The organism is Amycolatopsis bullii, assembly GCF_014654205.1.
GTDB classification, from domain to species: domain Bacteria; phylum Actinomycetota; class Actinomycetes; order Mycobacteriales; family Pseudonocardiaceae; genus Amycolatopsis; species Amycolatopsis plumensis.
In genome coordinates this window covers 516,427-536,641 of record NZ_BNAW01000001.1, presented here as the reverse complement: position 1 = coordinate 536,641, position 20,215 = coordinate 516,427, and the positions used below count along the sequence as shown (strand labels likewise).

Below are 20,215 nucleotides of genomic sequence, written 5' to 3'. Positions count from 1 at the left end.
GTGATCACGACCGCGGCCACCCACAGCGCCGCGCCGAGAAAGAACATCCGCAGCCACGGCCGCGACCGCCGCGTGCCGTGTCCGGCCGGTGTCGACGCACCCATCACGGTTCTCCTTTTGTGCTCGGCCACCTGCACTGGGCGATGGTGTGGTCGCGGCCTCGGCGGTGTCGGCTGCTAGAGGTGTCGCGGTGGCGATCAGGTCGCCGGCGCGGCCCCACGGGCCGTGCCGGCGACCGAATACCCGCCGGCCGACCGGCCAACCGGAACCTGGCTCGACACATCGCAGCTGGACCGCCGTGCGGTCGGACGCACGTCACGGGGGAGACGCCCGGCTCCTTCCGCCTGGCAGCTGTTCGAAGCACTCGACCTCGACCACGGACGTCGACGCCCAGCCCTCACCAATGACCGGACGTGGCTGCTCCACCGTGGCCGCACCCTGGCCAGCACCTTCACCGCCACCACGTTCCCGCTCCGCGACGAGCTCGTCCACGCCGACGCGCACAGCGAAACCTGGTCCGCGACCCCGGCCACGGCAGCTGGCTGCTGGTCGACTGGGACGGCGCCTGCCTCGGCCCGCGCGAGCTGGATCTGCTCACCGGCATCCCGGACCACTTCCACGAACCTGGAGCCGACCGGAGACGGTTCGTGGCCGCCTACGGCTACCACATCCTCGACTCGCCCGGCTGGCCCCTGCGGCGCGACATCACCGAACCGCACGCCCTCGGTGCTTACGTCCGCCTCGCCCCCGGCAAACCCGCGGCCGCCGCGGAACTGCACCACCGTGTCCACTCCCTGCGCACCGGTGATCGTTCAGCCCGCTGGCACGCGATCCCCTGAGCGTGCCCGGGCCGGGATCGTACGCTCACGTGGGCTCCAGTGGGGTAACAAAACCCGCGTCTTCCACAGCGCGCCGCGGCCGCTGCCCACCCCGACCTTGAGCGCGTCCGACCGCGCGGTCACCAGCGAAGGGGCGGTGGAACGGTTCAGCGTTGTCACGCCTCGCTTCACCACATCGTGTCCTGGCGCGACGGGGGCGCACGGAGTGAAGTGGTGATCGCCGACCACGGCGACCCACAGCACTCCGGCAAACGCACCGAACAGATGATCACACCACCGCGGAGGATCCCGGTCATGGCGTATCCCGAAGAATTGACGGCCCTGGACCTGTCTTCGATCTGGACGTCGGCGGGAGATCTGGTGGAGGTCTTCGATCCGTTCCGGTTCGAGCAGCGGATGGCCGCTTACCGGATGATGATCGACCACACCAACCACGTGGGCCGGTTCGGCGCCGACAACCGGCTCAACCCCCTGTGGGGCCTGGCGTTTCAGCACCAGTGGCAGTTCCGCACCGGTCGGCTGGGCGCCGCCGCCCACCAGGACGGGCGGATCGATCCGGACTCTCCGTGGGGCTACGGCAACTACACGCTCAGCGTCATCCCGTGGCTGGCGGCCGGAGCCGCCGGAGTGGTACCGGCCCTGCCGATCGCCGACCCGCCGACCCCGTCCCGGTTCCGGTACGTCACGGGCGGGGTCGTGCCGGCGGAGTTCACCGACGCGATGGCCGATTGGCGCGCCTACTTCGCCCTGGTGGGCGGAAGCGACGGGCCGACGGACCCGGAACCGGCGCGCCTGGCGTTGTGGAAAGCGCACAAGACGTGCCTGGACGTGGTGGCCGAAGTACTCGGCGGCATCGACGCGGCCCCCTGGCCGGATCTGGAGGTCAGGTTCCCTGCGCGGCTGGTGCCGGATGGTCGACTACCTGTGGGCGGCGGCCTGGCCGACCGACTTCGACTTCATGACCGCACACGGCCTCGACGTGCTGCCCGAGCCGCTGCTCGGCACACCCGAAGACCTGCGCACCTTGCCGGCCAAGGTCCGCGGCAACGTCGACAACGTTCTCAAGCTGGCCGACACCCCGAGGTGGCGCTCCCGGCTCAACCTGAAACTGTGGCAACGGATCATGCGCACCCGCGAAGCCCGCGCCCAAGTGCTGCCGCTGCTCGACGCAGTGTTCAACCCGCGAACGGACAACTCGGCCGATCGCCGCAAACTGCTGGTCTACCTCGTGCGCCGCTGAGCCCGGACCGCCGTCAGCACCGCACCCACATCGGGTTGCTTGTATGGCGGTAGCTGTCCGGCGGCCTGAACCACCCGGGTGACCTGCCCGAGGCCGGCGGCGGTGTCGGCGAGCGCGGTGACGGCGGCGCGGTCGCCGACATCGGTGAGTGGGTCCGGACGTCGTAGCCTTCACCGCGCAAAGGTCGGCAGTGGTCTCCAGCCGGGTGGGGCTGTAGTCGGCCAGCAGCAGAGTGCGGCCGACCGCGGCGCGGCGGGCGACGGCCACGCCGATGCTTCCGGTGCCGATCAGGGCGGCGATTTCCTCAGTCACGAGTGTGACCTTTGGGAAGTAGCGCGCGGACTCAAGCTTCGGGGATACGGAATTCGAAGAACTGTGGCTGGGGCTGTTCGGGGTCGGGTCCGCTGCGCACTCCGGTGTCGAGCGCGTCGATCGCGGCGAGGTCCTCACGGCCGAGGGCGAAGTCGAAGATGTCGGTGTTCTCGGCGATGCGGGCCGGGTTGGTGGACTTGGGGATCGCGGAGCGGCCCTGCTGCAGGTGCCAGCGCAGCATGGCCTGCGCGGGGGTCTTCCCGCACCGGTCGGCGATCTCGCGCAGCGTGGGGTCGGTCAGGGTGCTCTTGCCGGGACCGTCATAACCGCCGTAGAAGGTGATCCCGCCGATCGGTGACCACGCCTGGGTGAGGATGCCGTGCTCAGCATCCGCGCGCTGGGTGGCGGCCTGGGTGAAGTAGGGGTGCAGCTCGATTTGGTTCACCGCGGGCACGACGTCGACCTCGGCGAGCAGCCGGTCCAGCACGGCCGGGGTGAAGTTGCTGACTCCGATCGCGCGCACCTGGCCGTCGGCGAGGAGCTTCTCCAGCGCCCGGTAGGCGCCGATGGTGCGGTCGAACGCGCCGACGGCGGGTTGGTGCAGCAACAGCAGGTCGATGGTGTCGAAGCCGAGCTTGGCTGTGGCCTTTTCGAACGCGTGCAGTGTCTGGTCGTGACCGTAGTCGCTGACCCAGATCTTCGTCTCGACGAACACGTCTTCGCGGGGAATGCCGGAGCGGCGGATGCCTTCGCCGACTTCGCGTTCGTTGCGGTAGGCGGCGGCGGTGTCGATGTGCCGGTACCCGGCCTGCAGGGCGGCCTGCACCGCCTGCACGGTCCGCTCCGGCGGGGTCTGGAACACCCCGAGCCCGATCACGGGAATCCGGACCCCGTTGTTGAGCTCGAACGTATCGTGCGGGGAGGTGACCCTTGTGGTCATCGGGAGTGGTCCTTTCTTAAGGTCTGGGAGCTGCCTGCTATTCGCCGGGCAGCTCGTCGGTCGACACCGCAAGTTCGTGCTGTCTCTCGAAGTCCGCGATCCGCGCGCAGGGTCTGCAGTGTCACGTGCAGGGCTTGCGAGCCCAGGACGATGCGCATCGGCGCCGGGTCGCGGTCGGCGGATTCGATGATGCGGGTGGCCGTCCGGGCGGGGTCGCCGGGGGCGAGTGCGGCCGAGGGATTCGGCGAAGCCTTCGATGTCCCATTCGTGGCGTGGTAGAGCGAGTTGCCGGGGAAGGCGACCTGCCCGCCGTAGGAGGAGATCTGGATGATTCGCCCGTGGCCTTGTTCCCGTAGGCGGGGCAGTGCGCTGCGGATGAGGTGAATCGAGCCGGTGAGGTTGGTGGCGACGATGTGCTCGACCCGGGCGTCGCTGAGTTATTCGGCCGCGCCGGTCAGTTCACGGCCGAAGCCGCTGTTGACGCCGGTGATGAGCCAAGTTCGCTGGGGCATGGGACCGGCCTTTCAGGAGGATTGGGGCCGGCTGGTTGCGGCGTGGTATTCGGCGTCGGTGACGTGCTCGCCCCATTCGGTTTCGGGGCCGTCCTGGCCGTCGGCGAGGCCGTCCCAGATGGCCAGGTGGGTCATGAAGTACTCGGGCGCGGCGCCGTGCCAGTGCCACTCGCCCGGCGGGCACCAGACGGTGTCGCCGGAGCGGATTTCGACGACGTCGCCGCCGCGGGATTGCGTGAGGCCGGCCCCTTCGGTGACGTGCAGGGTCTGGCCGTTGACGTGCCGGTGCCAGGCGGTGCGGGCGCCGGGGGCGAAGTGCACAGCGTTGACCTTGCCGCGGGTTTCGGTGCCCGCGGCGATGACGTCGAAGTGGACATCGCCGGTGAACCAGTCCGCGGGGCCCTTGGCCGACGCGGGTTTCGGCAGGAACTGCATGGTTAGTCCTTTGTGGAGTGGCGAGGCACGACCCGGATGGTGGTGGACCGTGCCTGGGTGCCGGTGATGTGGTCGATGATGTTCGCGGCGTAGTGCCGGTACTTGGTGCGGTAGGCGCGGTCGATCGCGTCGTTGAGCGCGGTGTCGGCGGCAGCGTCGACGAAGGTGACGTCCTCGGAGTGCCCGCCCGCGGTGATCTGTCCTTCGTGGCGGGTGCGGGTGCCGCGGTACCAGGCCGCGTCCGGGCCGTTGACCGAACGCACGTAGAGATCGCCGTCGTGCTCGACGGCCCAAGGCTTGATGCCACTGATGTGGCCCGGTGGTCCTACCCGGCTCCGCTCATCCGCCCGTCGGCATGACAGGGCAATCGGATGATCGACGGGGCGGGCAGAGGGCGGTAACGCAGTACCCGACGCGTCCAGGACGACGGATCGGCAGCGGGACGTCATTGGCTCAGTTGGCGGTCGACCGCGGTGAGGGCTGGACCGCTTTGCGCCAGGCCGAACGGAGACTTTCCAGTTCGTGTCGGGGGAACGGACGACCCCACTGGGTCTGGTAGCCGACCTCGCCCATCTCGTCGGCGACGGTGTCGAATGCTCTGAGCACGGTTCTGGCGAGCGTGGTCGTTGGCTGCTCCCTTTGCCAGAGCAGGCTTCCCTCGTGCTCAGGTGTCTTCCAGTCGGCACCTTCGACGAGGCGGATCGTGACCGTGTTCGCGCGACGATGGAGAAACCAGCGGTAAACGGTCGGTTCGGCTTCGAATTCGGCCTGGGTGTGGGTCTCGTGGAGGATGATCCTGGCGACAGCTCTCAGCAGTTGCTCGGGACCATCAGCGATGTAGGAAGCGAACACCTCGGCGCTGGTGTGCTCGTCTTCGACGGAGCAGAGAGCCCAACCGTGGTGCTTGATGGCCCAGGTAAGTCGCACGTCCAGCATTGTGGCCGGACACGATGGTCCCGTCATCCGATTACTATCGTGGGCTGCTGGCTGTAGCGGCCCGCTCGTCGGCAGGACAGTGCGTTGAGTGTCATGTTGTCGATGTGATGTATGCGGCCAGGATTATGACACGGACATCAAGAGCTGCGGGTGGTCGGCAAGCCACGTATGGCCTACTCCGCAGCCCGGTGATCGACTCTGCGTGTGCGCGCGAATGCGCCTCATACTCCACTGCGGTTATCTCACCTGCTGCACGGTTGTTTGTTGACCAGCTTGGTCGTTAGCGTGGAGAACGCCAACGGATCGTTGGCGTAGCGCCGGGGAGGGGCGCAGGGGGGGATCATCGTCGTGCCCGGCTGACGGCCGGTGTGATCTCGATTCCCGCACCCGGCACGGGGGAAGGAGGGGCGCGAAATCTTCGTCCGGGCTGCGAGTGGTCGAGGCGATGGTCCGCGTTACCGTGATCCGACCGTGGCGACGGACTTCGGGCGCGCCCGAAGGGGGGATGGTGTCCCGCCGCCTTCGAAGCGACGAGCGGGGGCCGCCGGACCGCGCGTCAGGGCCTCGGCCGCTCCCGCGTCCACCGCCGGCGCCCGGGACGGTCGCCGGCCGCGGCGGCGCACCGGTGGCAGAGCACCATGCGCTCGTCGGTGGTGTCGGCCAGCCAACGGGCGTCGATCCACAGCACGTGGGGGAACCGCTCCAAGCCGGCCCTGTGCAACGGCAGTCCGCACAGGGTCTGGTTGGTGCCCGGCCGCCAAGCGTGCACGGATCCGCCGGGCTCGCGCACGCCCTCGTCGTCGGTCCACCGGCTGGACGCGGCTACCGCGGGATCCGACCGCCTGGGCATCTGTGCCTCACCTTCCGTGCTGGTGGTGTGGTCAGCTGACGTTGAAGTTCTGGTCGACTTCGGCGGCCAAGGCCCGCAGTGCCGCGTCGAGCACCGTGCGCACCTCTCCGGCGTCGACGTCGTCGTCGGCCTCCACCAGCAGCTCCACGCGGCTGGACCCGGCCCCCTGCTCGGTGACCCGCAGCTCGCCCGCCCAACCGCCGTCCCCGGCCGGGTGCCATGCCAGCCGGTGCTCGGCCGCCTTGAGGTCGACCTCGTAGCGGCGCACCCGGTCGTCGCGCCACCGCAGATCGACCGTGCCTGTTCCGGTGCCGACGACCTCCACCGGGGCCGGGAGCCACGCCGGGGCCCGGGTGAGGTCGGAGGCGGTGTTGAGGACGATGTCGGCGTCCGCGGCCATCGCGCGGCTGGTGCCTCGAACTTGGGTCACCAAGTCCACATACCCCGCCCGCTGCCGGCTAGGGCGTGTCCTGTAAGTGGTTGAGCTGGTTCTCTGGTAGTTGTGCCCGGTGGTTGGTCGGGGTGAGTTGACGGATAAGGCGTGGGCGGTGATCGAGCCGCTGCTGCCGCCGCAGCAAGGCGGTGGCCGGCGGTGGCGGGATCACCGTCAGGTGATCAACGCGATCTTGTGGAAGCTGCGCACCGGTGCCCCGTGGCGTGACCTGCCAGAGCGCTACGGGCCGTGGAAAACAGCGCATGAACGGCTGCGGTTGTGGACCAAGGACGGCACCTGGGAAAAGATCCTCGACCGGGTGATCGTCAAAGACGACGCCGTCGGTGATCTCGAGTGGATCATTTCGGTGGACTCGAGCGTGGTCCGGGCGCACCAGCATGCCGCTGGTGCCCGGAAAAAGGGGGATGCAGCGACGGAATCGAAGCCCTCTCCTGTGACGGGGAAGGACTCGGCCGGTCCCGCGGCGGGCTGAGCACCAAGATCCACCTCGCCGTCGAGGGGCGTGGTCTGCCGATGCGGTTCCTGCTCACCCCGGGCCAAGCGGGAGACAATCCGCAGCTGCTACCGCTGCTGGACGGCATCAGCGTCGCCCGGATCGGGCCAGGGCGGCCCCGCTGCCGGCCGGAGACGGTGATCGCGGACAAGGCCTATTCGCATCCCTCGACGCGCGAGGCGATGCGCGACCGGCGGATCAGCTTCGTCAGCCCGGAGCGGGACGATCAGATCGCCCGCCGCGTCGCCAAAGGTGCCCGCGGCGGGCGACCACCCGCGTTCGATGCCGAGGTCTACAAGCAGCGCAATGTGGTGGAACGCTGCTTCAACCGGCTCAAGCAGTTCCGTGACCTGGCCACCCGCTACGCCAAACGGGCCGCCTACTACCAGGCCGAACTCACCATCGCCGCCATCGTCCTCTGGCTCCGATGACTTACAGGACAGCTCCTAGTCGCCGCGTCATACCTCGCTGCCGGGCCGGCGGTCGAAAGCTGCTTCCCCGGCCGGCGAACGGGTGATCGTGCGGTCGCTCCGCACCGCAGCAGTCGGGGCGCTCAGGGCCGCCCGCGTTGGGGAGTCCGGCCGGCGACGCCATGCCGCAGCGGTGTGGTCCCCTCGGCCGCCGTCGCCTCACCGCCTCTTCTCCCTGGTGAAGTCGATCGAGCAGCTCCTGCACGTGGGCAGCAGGCTGCAGACGAGACTCGCAGCTGTGCGACGGTTGGCAGAGGGCCTCCGACGGTGCACACAGACATGAACCGGCTGGCGTCCGGCCGGTTTGCAGCGCTATGGTCGGTCGCATGAACACGCATCCCCCGCAGGGATGCCACGAACGTTTGTTCGAGTCCCCCTTTGAGAACACGCCTCGTGATACTTCGGGTGTGCTGTCGGTCTGGCCACCCCCGACCCAGGTGTCCGGGGATATGTGCCAGCAATCGTGCCGGAGAAATCCCTGGCGTGCGAGGTGACGTGTCCTTGTGTTCTTGCCGTGCTGCCGCTGCTCGGAGGTTGAGCAGCGGCAGCACCGCTGCTTATACGCGGTTGCCCAGGTTTAGCGTTCGATGGGTATTTTCTGCTCGTTCAGCGGCGGCGCTCGCGCCGTAGCGGCGGAGCATTTCGGGGGAGCGCCAGCCCATGATGGCCATGAGGTCGGACTCGTTTCCCTGTTCACGCTGCCAGACGTGCGACAGGGTGTGGCGGAGCCGATGAGCGTGCATGTGCGGGATGCCGGCGGCGTTGCCGCGGCGGCGGATCATGATTTTGATGCCATTCGGTTTCAGCTGCTCGCGTCCGCGTTCGGCGAGGAACAGGTAAGGGAGGTCTGCTGCCGCGTGGCGGCTGCGAGTGCGGAGGTAGCGGCTGATGGCTTGGCCGGTGTGTTCGCCGAAAGGGATGAACCGCTGGCGGTCACCTTTGCCGTGGACGAGGATGCCGTCCCGTCGGAGATCAACGTCCTGGACTTTGAGGTTGGCGACCTCTGTGAGCCGGGCGCCGGTGTCGAGGAAGAGGCGGATGATCGCCAGGTCGCGCCGGTCGCGATAGCCTTTTCCTCGGCACGTAGCAAGCAGGCGGGTCAGCTCGTCATCGGACACCACCGGCACCAGCTTGTCCGGTGTGTTCGGTTGACTGAGCTTCTCCATCGGATGGCGATCGATCTCCTCGCACTCGAGGAGGTAGTTGAAGAACTGCTGGACCCCCTTGTACTTGTTGAGAGCCGTCGAAGCGGAGCGGCTGTCGATCATCCAGGCGATGAACCACTCGACGTGCTTGCGTCCGACGTCGGTCGGGTCTTCTGCGGCGTCGCTGTCGTCGTCGGGGGACATGTCCATCTTCGCGAGGAACTCCGGTAGCTCGGAGCCGCCCAGGAAGTCGGCGAGCTGAGTGACCGCGAGCTCGTAGTTGTAGCGGGTCGTGTGCGGACGGTTCGCGGCGCGCAGGCTACGGTCCCACTCTTCGACGTAGGAACGCCACGTGTCGTCCACGGGCCTGGGCAGACCCTGTTTGGTCAAATTCGTCGGCATGGGGAGAGCCTCCAGTCAAGGTGTCACCGAGCGCTGTGCTAGACCGGAACGACACCCATGACCACAGCAAAAAGCGGGCCTCCGCAGCTGTGAGCTGCGGAAACCCGCTGTCCGGTCGGGCTGACAGGATTTGAACCTGCGACCCCTTGACCCCCAGGACGGGGGAGTCGGGGTTTTCGCAGCTCAGGGTCCGTGCGTGTGATCAACTGGCGTGGCGGAAACGCCTGGTCGTTCATCGACGCGCACGACGTGTGGTCCCCCGGTGGTCCCCAAGGTCGGGCTTGACCGACCAGATCGCGATGATCTGCTCCGGGCCTCTTCTTGACCTTGACTTTGGCGCATTCTAGGTGCTCTGAGCTGCGGTTTTTGTCTGTCATCAGTTCTCGCGGGTGCTTGCCTCTTCCTGACCTCTGACGGCCTGGAGACGGCCTGGCGGACCCAGCCACACCCTGCCCTGCATCCCGATACGAAGCCTCCATGCGGCCGGTGCTACCGGCCGTTGTCACGATCAGGCTTCGGGATGGAGGTCTCTCACGACCCTGCGTAACAGAGATCGACTCACGAGCGACCCGAATGTCACCACCGCTCGTAGCTCGTCGAGGAGGCCGGGATGGCTCAGGGAACTCGTGTGCCGCCGCCGTGCGGCGCTGCGCCAGGTGACCCGCTGGCGGCCGCACCGCCCGGCCGGCGGGCGAAGCGGAGCGGCAGCCCGCCGTGTCGGAAGCGGATGCGGCCGCCAAGGCGAGGGGCTGCATAGGCGACAGGCGCGCCGCCACCGGCGGCGCGCCCTTGATCCCATAGAGCCAAGTTCGGCAGTCCTGTAGTACTCAAGGAGACTTAAGCTGTGAAGTCTATTGCAGTGTTCAACAACAAAGGAGGCGTGGGGAAGACCACTCTCCTTTGTAACCTGGCTGGATTCTTGGCGCTCGAAAGAGGGCAGCGTGTCCTTGTTGTGGATGCCGATCCGCAATGCAACGCAACTCAAAACATCTTCAGTGATGAAGACGTTGATAACATCTACGAGCAAGATAACTTCACGGTCGACAGCATCATCAAGCCTCTCGCGCTTGGTAAAGGATTTTCGAACGAGTTGAGTCCGACGTTTTCTAAAGCCTTTGGCGTCGATGTTATTCCGGGGGACCCACGCCTAGCTTTGACCGAAGATGTCCTAGCGAGTGATTGGGCGCAAGCGCGAGGAGGTGAAACCCGGGGGTTGAGAACAAGCTTCGCATTCACGCAACTACTCGAGAGGTGTCAAGACTACGACCTCGTTATGTTTGATATGGGCCCTTCGCTGGGCGCTATAAATCGCTCCGTGCTAATAGGTGCCGACTTCTTCGTTACGCCCATGTCAATCGACATTTTCAGTTTGCGCGCTATTGATAATATTGCTATCTCTATCAAAAACTGGAGAAAGCAACTGCATAATGGTCTCGCGCAAAACGAGAATAAAGACGACCTTGAGGTCAAAGATCCGCGGTGGAAGCTGCAGTTCCTTGGGTATGTGACACAGCAGTACACGGCAAAGAGGAATGCCGATGGGGAGCGTCGACCGGTTAGAGCCTACGACAATATCATGAATGAAGTCGCAGGTAAGATCAAGGACAACTTTCTGGATGAGAGTATTCTTTCTTTGGACGACGTTGCTTTGGGTAGTATTCCTACTTTTCACAGTCTCATACCAATGTCTCAGACCAGCAGGAAGCCAATTTTTAGTCTACGTGGGGCCGATGGCGTAGTCGGTGCTCACTTCGCGAAGGTTAAAGAATATCACGAGATTATTCAGAACATTGCCGACAGGCTGACTAGTAACCTGGGAACACTCTCATGATCAAATGGCCAAGCGAGTTGATTGAAGATGTCGCTAGACGCAAGGCTGTTCTCTTCCTGGGTGCCGGGGTGTCGGCCAACTCTGTCGCAGACAACGGCAAGCGCCCTCCGAATTGGGAGCAATTCCTGCTGGCCTGTCTAGATAAATGCGAGGATGGCAAAGAGGTAATACAAGAACTACTCAAGTCTAAGGACTACCTTACGGCATGCGAGTTGCTGAAAGTCAGGTTGGCTGACCAATGGAACGAAATTCTCGCGAATGAGTTCTCGCGCCCTCGATATCGGGCAGCTGATATTCATAAGTCGCTATTTCAGCTCGACTGTCGCCTAGTCTTAACTCAGAATTTCGACAAGATATTTGATGTTTATGCTTTAAATGAAACTCAGGGCGACACGGTAGTTAAAAACTACTACGATGACGACACGCCGCTTGTGATGAGGCGTAATTACCGCGCTGTGGTCAAGGTTCATGGAAGTATCGACGAGCCGTCAAAGACGGTCTTTACTCGGGGTGACTACGCGCTAGTTCGTCACCGTTACCGCGGCTTTCAAAATCTGGTCGACGCTCTTTTTCTGACTCACACCTTCGTTTTTCTAGGGTGCGGTCTAAATGATCCCGACCTGCGACTCTTTCTTGAGGAGCATGCGCACAATCAACCGTCGGCTCCGGTGCATTACATGACGTCGCCAGAAGGTGAAATTAGCACGGACCTTGATGTGTCAATAAAGTCGAACATGAATATCAGGCTTCTGCGCTACTCGGGTTCTGACGGTCATCATGAACTGACTGCAAGTGTCAAAGAGTTGGTCGATCTTGTCGAAGACAAGCGTGAAGACATAGCGGAAAGACAGGATTGGTAGCTGATGCTTATGAGAAGAAGGTTTCCGTGCTGAGTCTGAGAGCATGTCCAATGCGGAGAGAGATTGAGGGGTGTACCTTCAAGTCTTTAACCCTCGCTGGAGGGACCCAAAGAACTTCTCTGCTCTCATTGCTAGTGGTCAGTTCGCCACTAATGGGTGATGCACGAAAGCAGATAGAGAATTCTTGTCGAATCTCGCCGTCGTCGTAAACGATGACATGTTTAGGATCTGAGTACAGACCGATCACGCTTGTGACCTCGCATGAGATGCCTGTTTCCTCCCGAACTTCTCGGACCGCTGCTTCGGCGAGCGTCTCGCCGAGCTCTAGTTGGCCACCTGGGATGGAGTACAGGTCGTTGTCCGTGCGCCGGATCATCAAGATCCGGCCTTCGTCGTCCTGGATGAACGCTGATACTGCGACGGCGATGCTGTTGGCCTTGGGTGCGTTCGGGTCGTTGTAGTAGTCGACTCGGGTCATGCTGCCTCCTAGAAGGTGGCCGGCTTGGCGAGGTTCCAGACTGACTCGAAGCTCTCTGAGTAGGTCTCGAAGAGGTCCCCGGCGGACAGTCTCCGCAGGTGGAGGGATGGGGCGTGGGCGCCCTGGAAGCCGTACACGTGCGTGTTGATGATCATCTCGTCGTCGAACCGGAAGACCGAGTTGTAGAGCGTCGTGTTGTGGAACCGCATCTCCACGCCGTCGACTCCGACCAGTGGCCGGTAGAACGCCAGGGCGTTGCGGATGCGCGCCGCAAGTGTCCCGTCGCCGAGCTGCTCTTCCTCGCCGCGCAGTGCGACGCTGTCACCCTCGGGGTCTCCGAACGCGAGCCGAATCCTCGCGCCGGTCTCTGCCTTGGCTGCCAGGTCCTTGATGAACCGCGGGCGTTCCACCAGGAACAACGCAGCGTGGACCAGGATTTCGACGGTCTGCGATGCTTCCTTGATCAGCCGGTCCCACAGCTCGACGGGGACGGCGTTGCGGTGTGGGAAAACCTGCACCAGCTCGGCGGCGGCCGTCTCTGCCTTGCGCTCCGGGGCGACGGAGTCCGGCCACAGATAGGTCTCTGACTCGCGCGCCATCGCGGCGATCTTGTGCCGGTGCTTGGGGTAGGGCGTCCGGTTCTTGGTGATCCAGCGCTCGACCGTCTTCTGATCGACCCCGACAGCCTTGGCGACCTGCTCCAACGTCAGGCCGTTGCGCAGCAGCGCGTCACGCAGGCGTTCGTTCGGCATCGGCACCCCTTGGGACGTGTAGGGACGTCTTCGACGGTACCAGGGACGTCCCAAGATGTCCCGCCACGTGGTGATCACGTCCCGCGTTTTGGCGGAGTCTGGGTGTCAGGTTGCCGGGGCATGCCCGGTGGCCAGGACACCGAGGAGGTAGGCGTGACGATTGCAACCGCCATCCGGCCGGCTGGCTTGGACAAGCGGGCGGTACCTCGCCGACGTGCGGCGTAGGCGCGGCGTGGCATGCGCGACACGGTTCAGATCCACGTCACGGCTGATCTGCCGATTCGTGTCCGGGCGCTGACGTACGCAAACCGCGCGGAAGTCCGGTTCGGCAAGGCGTTCCCGGTGGTCCTGCTCGTGGACTCCGACGCCATCGCCTTACTGCGAAGGGAACTGGACGAGGTGAGCGCGGCACTGGACGCCGCAGCAGCACGAGGCGGAGAACCGCCCGAAGAAACCAACTAACAGACAACACAAGGGATTCAGCATGGCTATCGATAAGGGACACCGGTTCGGGATCGACTTCGACGACGCGTTTCCGCAGGGCTTGGTGATGGTGGGCGAGGTGTCGCCGGACAACGAGTACCAGTCGCGTGAGGACCGGGCCGCCAATCGTCCGGTGCGGCAACGAGTTGACGAGGTGACCGGTAAGCGCCAGTGGAAGGTCATGGTCACCGACCCGGCCGAGACCCGCGCCAAGCGAGCCTCCTTCGAGATCACCCTTCTCGCCGACGTCCAGCCGGTCCCGACCACGTCGGAAGCGCTGCCGGGGATGCGGCCGATCGAGCTGGACGGCCTCACGGCGGAGCCGCGCGTGGCTGGTCAGGGCGAGTTCAAGTACCAGTCCTACGTGTTCCGGGCGACCGGGTTCAAGCAGGCCGCGAGCAAGTCGTCTCGGTCCGGTGGGTCCGGTGGGTCCGGTGAGACGGCGAAGGCGGCGTGACAGGGATGGGCTTCCGCGAGCGGGTCGAGGCGTGGGAGCAGGCGTATCGGGACTACATGACCGCGTGGGAGCACGGCCGTGCGGTGTTGTCGCCGGTGAGTGCGACGAACACGGCGAATGCTGCTCGGCGGGTGTCGCGGGCGTGGCACGAGCTGGCGCAGGTGCGCGGGTTGCCGTGGTGGTGTGTGGCGGCGTTGGAGTCGGCGGCCGAGGGGTTCGCCGACCTGGCCCGGGAATGGGAATCGCATGACGGCAACGTGGGACGGGCTGGGGCTGCGCTGGACGGTGGGCGCGGGTACCGAGGTGACGGTGGAGGAGACCGGGACGGGCGCGTCGCATCCGCCGGTTCTGGTGCTGGCTGGTGGGCTGTGCGTGGTGACGCTGGTGCCGCCGGAGGACCAGACCGCGTGGACGGGGTGCGCGGTGTTCCTTCGCCGGCTCCGCGACCACGCCCAGGACCTGGCGGCGCTGCTGGAAGGCCGCGCGGAGAGGCGTGACCGTGCGCAGGGGTGAGCCGAAGACGTTGCGCGACGCCCACGAGGTCGTGATGGACCGCCGGCCACCGAAGGATGCGAACCCGTCGGCGTGGCTGGCGTTCCGGCTCGGCAACGCACGGTTGTACAAGGCCGTCGCCGATGTCGACCGGGGTCACCATCACGAGGCGTTGTACTGGGCGGGATACGAGGAGCGGAAGGCAGGTGAGATCTCGGCGGAGCTTCAGGCGGAAGGGACGCCTGCTGATTAGTCGCACGTAGACAAGCGAAAAGTTAACAGTATCAGCGAAAAACGCACGCTATGACGTGCGGTGATGAAACACGTCCTGTTGCGGTGCGTGTGATCCGTTAAGGCGCAGAAGCGGTGCCTGGCTACCAACCTTGCCGCTCCTGCGCTGTCCACAACCAGCGGAAGTGAACAATGACAACGCTAAACGACGCCAACCGGCGAGCGTCAACGGGGGTCACCCGAACGCGCTGCGCCTCCTGCAAACGCTTCGCCAAACTCTTGCCCGGCGAGACCAAGTGCGCTCCCTGTCTGGGGATGCTGCCGCTGGACCTCGACGTGAAGCGGGGTGGTCGGTGATGACTCCCGGCTTCGCGGTAGTGGCCCTGGCTGGGCTAGGACTCGGCGTGTGGATGCTGCACAAGATCGGTCGTGCCCTGGCGACCGTGGTCGAAGGCTTGGCTGCGGCGGCCGTCGTGTTCGTGGCCCTCTGGTGGCTGTGCAAGGCGGTCGTGTGGATGCTCGCGCAGGTGGTGACGCGGTGGCGGACCAGCCTCGCCGTGATCGCGGTCTACGGCTGGTGTGCGCTGCTCGGCTGGCTGTCCCTGATGATCACCCTCGGCAGCGTCGCGGTGCTCCTGTTCACGTGGTGGGCGATCGACGCCGTCTCGTTTGATCAGTGGTGCGGGCGGTTCCTGCGCTCGTGGTGGGCGCGGTGGGTGGTCTACGGGCGGAAGCTGCCGGAGTGGCTGCACGCCTGTGGCCTGTCGGTGCGGGATGAGGCGCTGCCGCTGGTGGTGAACGTGAACCTCGTCGGTCGTCGACGCGCGCTGTCCCGCTCGACGTCGAACCGGCCGAACGCGCGGCTGCCCAAGGTGCTCGGCGTGCGGTCGGGCGCGTCGTGGGATGAGGTGCGGGTGGAGCTGGTGGCCGGGCAGAAGCCGGAGGACTTCGACGAGGCCGCCCGGGCGCTGGCCGTTGCGAGGAAGGTCGCTCGCTGCCAGGTCCGCGAGCTGGCCCCCAACGTCGTGTCGATCGACTTCCAGCGCCGCGACCTGCTCGCCGGAGGTGTGGCCGGCCCCCAGGTTCCGGACGGCGTCGACTCGACCGGTGTGGACCTGCGCAACGTCTGGGCGGGGCGGACCGAGTACGGGCGTGACTGGCGGGTGCCGCTGCTGGGGTCGGGTGCGCACTGCCTGACTGCTGGTGCGTCGGGTGCGGGCAAGAACTCGGTGATGTGGTGTCCACTCGTGGCGGCGGTCTCGGCGATTCGGGCCGGCGTGGTGCGCATGTCCGGGATCGACCCCAAGGGCATGGAGCTGGCCTACGGGCGTGGAATCTTCTCCCGCTACGCGGTCAGCGGGAAAGACGCCGTCGAGCTGCTTGACGGCCTGGTGGAGGAGATGGAATCCCGCAAGCGCGCGTTCGCCGGTCGGCTGCGGACTATCCCGGTGTCGACGGAGTATCCGTTGGAGCTGCTGGAGTTCGACGAGATCGGCGCGCTGACCAAGTACACCGACCGCAAGACCCGTGAGGCCATTGTGGAACGCGTTGCGCTCCTGACCACCCAGGGTCGGGCGTTGGGGATCTCGGTCCGTGGCTATGTGCAGGAGCCCACCAAAGACACCGTCCCGGTCCGGGAGCTATTCACCCGGCGCGTATGCCTGCGGGTCACGTCCAAGACGCACGTCGGGATGGTCCTCGGTGACGGCGCGTATGAGCGTGGGGCGTGGGCCAACCGCATCGGCGACTCAGAGGCCGGCGTCGGCTACGTGTGGGGCGAGGGCATCCGCGAGCCGCTGCGCATCCGGGCCGGGTGGGTCTCCGACGCCACGGTCAAGGCGCTGGAGGCGTACGTGACCAACGGGGGTGTCGCGGATCTGCGACACGGCAGTGAGGGGGTGGCCGCGTGAACCGGCTGATGATCTTCCTCGACGCCATCCGCGACCACCTCGACTCACATCAGCTGCCGCCAGCCGCGTCGGTCGACGTCAACGCCTGGTCCAGCCCGATCACCGTCCAGCTCGACGTGGACGGTCTGCCGGAGGTCTCCCGGGCGCTGGTGGTGTGGACGCAGACCCTCGAGGATGTGTCGGCGCGGCTGTGGCGCTTGTGCGACGGCAAGTGGGTGCACCTATCGATCACTGGCCGGACCCCATGCGGCATTCCCGTCCTGGTGTTCGGTGTGGTGCGGTTCGAACCGAGCGTGTTTCCGGACCTCCCGGCGGGAGTGAAGCAGGACATGCCCGTCTATCTGCTGCGTGGCTGGTCTTCGCCCGGGGAGGTGGCGGCCTGATGAGCGACACACGCGCCGAGCGGATGCGGACCCCGCTGGCTGCCGACGTGATCCGGGCGACGGCGGAGAAGCACGGCGTCTGCGTCCGGCCCTTCACCATGGAGGTCGGCGACACCACGACCGGCGAACTCCGCTACGTCCCGGTCCCCTGCGGCTCCACCGTGGAATCGGTGTGCCTGCCGTGCGCGCGGAAGGCGAAGGCGTTGCGGCAGGCCCAGTGCCGCGAGGGCTGGCACATGACCGAAGAACCAGTCCTCCCCGCTGAGCCGCCCTCGGAGGATCACAAGGAGCTGCTGACCTATCGGGCGGACCTGGTGGCGGCGTACCGGGAGGTGGTCGAGCACGACCAGGCGGAGGCTGAGGAACTGCGGCAGGAGGTTGCCGGGGTTGACGCGGAACTTCGGCAACTCGGGATGCGCGGTCGCCTGCCATCGGTCGACGTGCCTACGAAGCGGGCGGTGAAGCGGTCGACTCGTCGTCGGCAGGATGCTCCGAACCTGCCTCGGCGGAAGGTGGCGAAGACGACGGTCGGGCGGGAGTTCGCGGGGAAGTTCCGGCCGTCGATGTTCGTGACGCTGACCTGCGACACCTATGGGCCGGTTCGCGGTGATGGTGCCCCGGTCGACCCGGCCCGGTATGACTACCGGCGGGCGGCTCGGGACGCCGTGCACTTCTCCGCCCTGGTGGACCGCTGGTGGCAGAACCTCCGCCGGGTCGTCGGCTGGGACGCGCAGTACTTCGCCACGGTCGAGCCGCAGCGTCGGGCCGCTCCGCACCTGCACGCCGCCATCCGAGGCTCGGTACCGCACGACGTGATCCGCCAGGTCACCGAAGCCACCTACCACCAGGTCTGGTGGCCGTCCCATGAAGAGATCGTCTACGCCGACCGGCTCCCGGTCTGGGACGGCCCGGATACCGGCTTCGTCGACCCGGAGACGCGTCAGCCGCTGACCCGGTGGGACGACGCGGTGGAGGCCGTCGAGCACCCGGCGCACGTCGTCACGTTCGGCCGCCAGGTGCACTCGAAGGGCATCCTCGGCGGCACCGAAGAGGCCGGCCGCCACATCGGCTACCTGACCAAGTACCTCACCAAGTCCACCGGCGAAGTGGTCAAGGCCTACAGCGCGGCCCAGGCCGATCACCACGACCGGCTCCATGCCGAGCTGTCGGTCACGCCGTGTTCGCCGCGCTGCGCGGTCTGGCTGCTCTATGGCGTTCAACCCAAGGGTGTCACGGGCAAGACCACTCCGGGGCACTGCAAAGGCCGGGCTCACCGCCGGAGCACGCTCGGGCTGCCCGGTCGCCGTGTCCTGGTCTCGCGGAAGTGGTCGGGCAAGACCCTTGTCGACCACAAGGCCGACCGGCGGGCGTTCGTGCTGCAGGCGCTCACGGCGGTCGGGATCGAGAAGCCGGAGGTCGACCGGTCACAGCAGGTGTGGCGGAAGGTCGAGCCCGGAGACCCGCAGGTCCCGCCCCGGCCGCACCTCGTGATGCGGGCGATCGCGGAACGGATCACATGGAAAGCCGAGTACGACCGGGCGCTACTGGCGGCGGAGAGACCTCCAGAAACTTCGGCAACTGGACTCGCGGCCTGAGAGGGGAGTGGACATGGAACTACGTCTGGTGGATGGGCGGTGGCTCACTACCGAGGAGTTAGGCGCCCTACTCGGCGTTGACCCGTCGACTGTTCGCAGGTGGCGGACCTCCCGGCCGCCGCAGGGGCCGGCCTTCGTGCAGCTGTCCGAGCGGGTGACGGTGTACAGCGCGTCGGACGTTGAAGCATGGCTCCGGAGCAAGCGCGTTGATCCAGGTCAGGCGGCGGCGTGATGGCGGGTGATGTGCGTCTGCCGCTCGGCGTCTCGTTGTCGTCCGATGTCGAATATCGGCCTGGCCGGGCCAGCCCGTACCGCGCTCGGGTGCGGTGGATCGACCCGGTGACGAAGAAACGTCCGAGCAAGTCGGAGGCGTTCGCGTCCGAGGACGACGCCCGCGACTGGATCATCCGGATGGAGCGCGCCGCCGCTCAGGGCGTCGATCCGAACACGGCGACGATGAGGCTGGCCGACTACGGGACGACGAACATGACGTTCGCCCTGCGTGGGCTGGAGGCAAAGACCACCGATCCATACTTGGCCGGCTGGCGGAAGCGGGTCGTCCCTACGCTGGGGCACCTGCCGGTCAACATGATCACGAACGGGGCAGTCGACCGAGCGGTGCACGCGTGGATCGCGGACGAGTGCAGCCGGTCGACGGTGAAGAACAGCATCGCGGTGCTGGTCAGAGTCATGGAGCAGGCCCTTCGGGACGGTATCATCGACCGGAACCCAGCCCGGGTGACCGGCTGGCAGCAGGAGTACAAGCGCGCCGAGGACGAGTTGGACGATCCGCGGTCGCTGGCGCTGCCTGACTGGATCTCGCTCACGACGCTGGCTGATGCTCTGGTGGCGCGGTCGTCGGGGGAGTACCGGGGTTGGGGTGACGTGGTTCTGTTCGCCGCCTGCACAGCGGCTCGGATTGGGGAAGTCTCGGGCTGTCGGGTGGGGGATATCGACACCTCGTCGTGGACCTGGACGGTTCGCCGGCAGACGACGCCGTCACCTGGTGGGCTGGTGGACAAGGGGACGAAGGGCAAGCGGGCTCGGACGGTGCCGCTGATCGAGGACATCCGGGAGCTGGTTCGGCGGCGTATCGCACTCGCCGACAACGACCCGGACGGTCGGCTGTTCAAGGGGCCACGCGGTGGCCGAATCACGACTGCCGTGCTGCGAGACGCGACGGTGTGGGACGAGGTAGTGGCAAAGCTCGGGTACGACCACCTGCGGCGTCACGACCTCAGGCACACGGGCCTGACTTGGATGGCGGACGCGGGCGTGCCGGTGCACCACCTTCGGAAGATCGCGGGGCACGGCTCGTTGTCTACGACGCAGCGGTACCTCCATCCAGACCGGCAATCCGTAACGAATGCTGGGGAACTGTTGACCCGGCATCTGCGATCACCCAGACACAACCAGCTACGCGCCGTTTACTGATCGTGAAACGATGATCTAGGGCCCAATCGCAACGAGGCACACCGTAAAGACCCAGAAGAGTGAACCTTTTTTGTTTGGGGAACTAAACAAATTCGGAGAGGTTAGGCAAGGGTTGTCAAACGACAACGTAAGACATTCACTTACGGTAGCCATGTTGAAGCTTAATGTTTGAAATTTCATAAGACTTGAAGGGTTGCCTTACCTTTCAGAACCCTAGATGTGCCAACTTGCAGATCCGTAATTAGCCATATGTAGTGTTTGGTGGGTTGCGGCATGAAGTT

The 20,215-nt window shown here is 65.7% G+C and carries 24 protein-coding genes and 2 pseudogenes; 15 read left to right on the top strand and 11 right to left on the bottom strand.

Annotated features, from left to right (window positions below; all coding sequences use genetic code 11):
- Window positions 1-413 precede the first annotated feature (413 nt).
- On the top strand, window positions 414-839 hold the full coding sequence (locus tag IE317_RS02470; RefSeq protein WP_191306361.1) for a hypothetical protein: 426 nt from the start codon (window positions 414-416) through the stop codon (window positions 837-839).
- On the opposite strand, the gene IE317_RS44230 is transcribed toward IE317_RS02470, so the two are convergent.
- Window positions 813-1,376: a hypothetical protein gene (locus IE317_RS44230; RefSeq protein ID WP_229902417.1), complete on the bottom strand. Its 564-nt coding sequence runs from the start codon at window positions 1,374-1,376 to the stop codon at window positions 813-815. The genes IE317_RS02470 and IE317_RS44230 overlap by 27 nt on opposite strands.
- On the opposite strand from IE317_RS44230, the pseudogene IE317_RS45370 reads away from it, so the two are divergent.
- Both IE317_RS45370 and IE317_RS44225 read left to right on the top strand, forming a co-directional pair.
- Window positions 1,257-1,532: pseudogene (locus IE317_RS45370) on the top strand (Leg1-related protein); the annotation flags it as partial. The gene IE317_RS44230 and the pseudogene IE317_RS45370 sit on opposite strands and share 120 nt — an antisense overlap.
- A gap of 217 nt (window positions 1,533-1,749) precedes the next feature.
- On the top strand, window positions 1,750-2,079 hold the full coding sequence (locus IE317_RS44225; protein WP_229902416.1) for a hypothetical protein: 330 nt from the start codon (window positions 1,750-1,752) through the stop codon (window positions 2,077-2,079).
- A 343-nt stretch (window positions 2,080-2,422) separates the two neighbouring features.
- On the opposite strand, the gene IE317_RS02460 is transcribed toward IE317_RS44225, so the two are convergent.
- The 7 genes and pseudogenes from IE317_RS02460 to IE317_RS02430 all read right to left on the bottom strand — a co-directional run bounded on the left by IE317_RS02460 (window position 2,423) and on the right by IE317_RS02430 (window position 6,494).
- Window positions 2,423-3,331, bottom strand: coding sequence for an aldo/keto reductase (locus IE317_RS02460; protein WP_191306360.1), 909 nt, complete (start codon window positions 3,329-3,331; stop codon window positions 2,423-2,425).
- Window positions 3,328-3,753: pseudogene (locus tag IE317_RS45365) on the bottom strand (SDR family NAD(P)-dependent oxidoreductase); the annotation flags it as partial. The pseudogene IE317_RS45365 and the gene IE317_RS02460, both read right to left, overlap by 4 nt.
- Window positions 3,754-3,855: 102 nt before the next feature.
- Window positions 3,856-4,278 (bottom strand): (R)-mandelonitrile lyase, encoded by a 423-nt coding sequence (locus IE317_RS02450; protein ID WP_191306359.1) that lies wholly within the window; start codon window positions 4,276-4,278, stop codon window positions 3,856-3,858.
- Between the two features lie 2 nt (window positions 4,279-4,280).
- The gene (locus tag IE317_RS45020) at window positions 4,281-4,727 is read right to left on the bottom strand and encodes a DUF2255 family protein (protein WP_191306358.1); all 447 of its coding nucleotides are present in this window, start codon (window positions 4,725-4,727) and stop codon (window positions 4,281-4,283) included.
- Window positions 4,728-4,731: 4 nt separating this feature from the next.
- Window positions 4,732-5,205: a hypothetical protein gene (locus IE317_RS02440; RefSeq protein WP_229902414.1), complete on the bottom strand. Its 474-nt coding sequence runs from the start codon at window positions 5,203-5,205 to the stop codon at window positions 4,732-4,734.
- Window positions 5,206-5,770: 565 nt separating this feature from the next.
- Window positions 5,771-6,064 carry a hypothetical protein gene (locus IE317_RS02435; protein WP_191306356.1) on the bottom strand — a complete coding sequence of 98 codons (294 nt, stop codon included), beginning with the start codon at window positions 6,062-6,064 and terminating at the stop codon, window positions 5,771-5,773.
- Between the two features lie 31 nt (window positions 6,065-6,095).
- On the bottom strand, window positions 6,096-6,494 hold the full coding sequence (locus IE317_RS02430) for an SRPBCC family protein (protein ID WP_191306355.1): 399 nt from the start codon (window positions 6,492-6,494) through the stop codon (window positions 6,096-6,098).
- 79 nt (window positions 6,495-6,573) lie between these two features.
- Here IE317_RS02430 and IE317_RS02425 point away from each other — a divergent pair.
- A protein-coding gene (locus IE317_RS02425; protein WP_373308954.1) for an IS5 family transposase occupies window positions 6,574-7,442 on the top strand; the annotation gives its coding sequence in 2 pieces (ribosomal slippage) (window positions 6,574-6,945 and window positions 6,948-7,442; 867 coding nt in all).
- Between the two features lie 596 nt (window positions 7,443-8,038).
- Here the strand turns inward: IE317_RS02425 and IE317_RS02420 are convergent.
- A complete protein-coding gene (locus IE317_RS02420) occupies window positions 8,039-8,989 on the bottom strand; it encodes a tyrosine-type recombinase/integrase (protein WP_229902412.1) in 951 nt (316 codons plus the stop codon).
- Between the two features lie 883 nt (window positions 8,990-9,872).
- Between IE317_RS02420 and IE317_RS02415 the strand changes: the two genes are divergently transcribed.
- A complete protein-coding gene (locus IE317_RS02415; protein WP_191306353.1) occupies window positions 9,873-10,859 on the top strand; it encodes a ParA family protein in 987 nt (328 codons plus the stop codon).
- Window positions 10,856-11,719 carry an SIR2 family protein gene (locus tag IE317_RS02410; protein WP_191306352.1) on the top strand — a complete coding sequence of 288 codons (864 nt, stop codon included), beginning with the start codon at window positions 10,856-10,858 and terminating at the stop codon, window positions 11,717-11,719. Before IE317_RS02415 ends, IE317_RS02410 begins: the two co-directional genes overlap by 4 nt.
- A gap of 7 nt (window positions 11,720-11,726) precedes the next feature.
- On the opposite strand, the gene IE317_RS02405 is transcribed toward IE317_RS02410, so the two are convergent.
- Together IE317_RS02405 and IE317_RS02400 are read right to left on the bottom strand one after the other, a co-directional pair.
- Window positions 11,727-12,197 carry an NUDIX hydrolase gene (locus IE317_RS02405; protein WP_191306351.1) on the bottom strand — a complete coding sequence of 157 codons (471 nt, stop codon included), beginning with the start codon at window positions 12,195-12,197 and terminating at the stop codon, window positions 11,727-11,729.
- Window positions 12,198-12,205: 8 nt separating this feature from the next.
- Entirely contained in the window at window positions 12,206-12,949 is a 744-nt protein-coding gene (locus IE317_RS02400; protein WP_191306350.1) for a DUF5919 domain-containing protein, read from the bottom strand.
- A 237-nt stretch (window positions 12,950-13,186) separates the two neighbouring features.
- Here IE317_RS02400 and IE317_RS02395 point away from each other — a divergent pair, with 237 nt between their 5' ends.
- From IE317_RS02395 to IE317_RS02355, 9 genes are all read left to right on the top strand, one after another.
- Entirely contained in the window at window positions 13,187-13,411 is a 225-nt protein-coding gene (locus tag IE317_RS02395) for a hypothetical protein (RefSeq protein WP_191306349.1), read from the top strand.
- 22 nt (window positions 13,412-13,433) lie between these two features.
- Window positions 13,434-13,889: a hypothetical protein gene (locus IE317_RS02390; RefSeq protein WP_191306348.1), complete on the top strand. Its 456-nt coding sequence runs from the start codon at window positions 13,434-13,436 to the stop codon at window positions 13,887-13,889.
- Window positions 13,890-14,135: 246 nt separating this feature from the next.
- A complete protein-coding gene (locus tag IE317_RS02385; protein ID WP_191306347.1) occupies window positions 14,136-14,402 on the top strand; it encodes a hypothetical protein in 267 nt (88 codons plus the stop codon).
- On the top strand, window positions 14,389-14,634 hold the full coding sequence (locus IE317_RS02380) for an AMED_5909 family protein (RefSeq protein WP_229902425.1): 246 nt from the start codon (window positions 14,389-14,391) through the stop codon (window positions 14,632-14,634). The genes IE317_RS02385 and IE317_RS02380 overlap by 14 nt, the downstream gene beginning before the upstream one ends.
- 334 nt (window positions 14,635-14,968) lie before the next feature.
- Window positions 14,969-16,522 (top strand): FtsK/SpoIIIE domain-containing protein, encoded by a 1,554-nt coding sequence (locus IE317_RS02375; protein WP_191306345.1) that lies wholly within the window; start codon window positions 14,969-14,971, stop codon window positions 16,520-16,522.
- On the top strand, window positions 16,519-16,905 hold the full coding sequence (locus tag IE317_RS02370) for a hypothetical protein (RefSeq protein WP_191306344.1): 387 nt from the start codon (window positions 16,519-16,521) through the stop codon (window positions 16,903-16,905). The genes IE317_RS02375 and IE317_RS02370 overlap by 4 nt, the downstream gene beginning before the upstream one ends.
- Entirely contained in the window at window positions 16,905-18,500 is a 1,596-nt protein-coding gene (locus IE317_RS02365) for a replication initiator (protein ID WP_191306343.1), read from the top strand. The genes IE317_RS02370 and IE317_RS02365 overlap by 1 nt, the downstream gene beginning before the upstream one ends.
- A gap of 13 nt (window positions 18,501-18,513) precedes the next feature.
- Window positions 18,514-18,732 carry a helix-turn-helix transcriptional regulator gene (locus IE317_RS02360; protein WP_191306342.1) on the top strand — a complete coding sequence of 73 codons (219 nt, stop codon included), beginning with the start codon at window positions 18,514-18,516 and terminating at the stop codon, window positions 18,730-18,732.
- 89 nt (window positions 18,733-18,821) lie between these two features.
- Window positions 18,822-19,934: a tyrosine-type recombinase/integrase gene (locus tag IE317_RS02355; protein WP_229902411.1), complete on the top strand. Its 1,113-nt coding sequence runs from the start codon at window positions 18,822-18,824 to the stop codon at window positions 19,932-19,934.
- Window positions 19,935-20,215 lie beyond the last annotated feature (281 nt).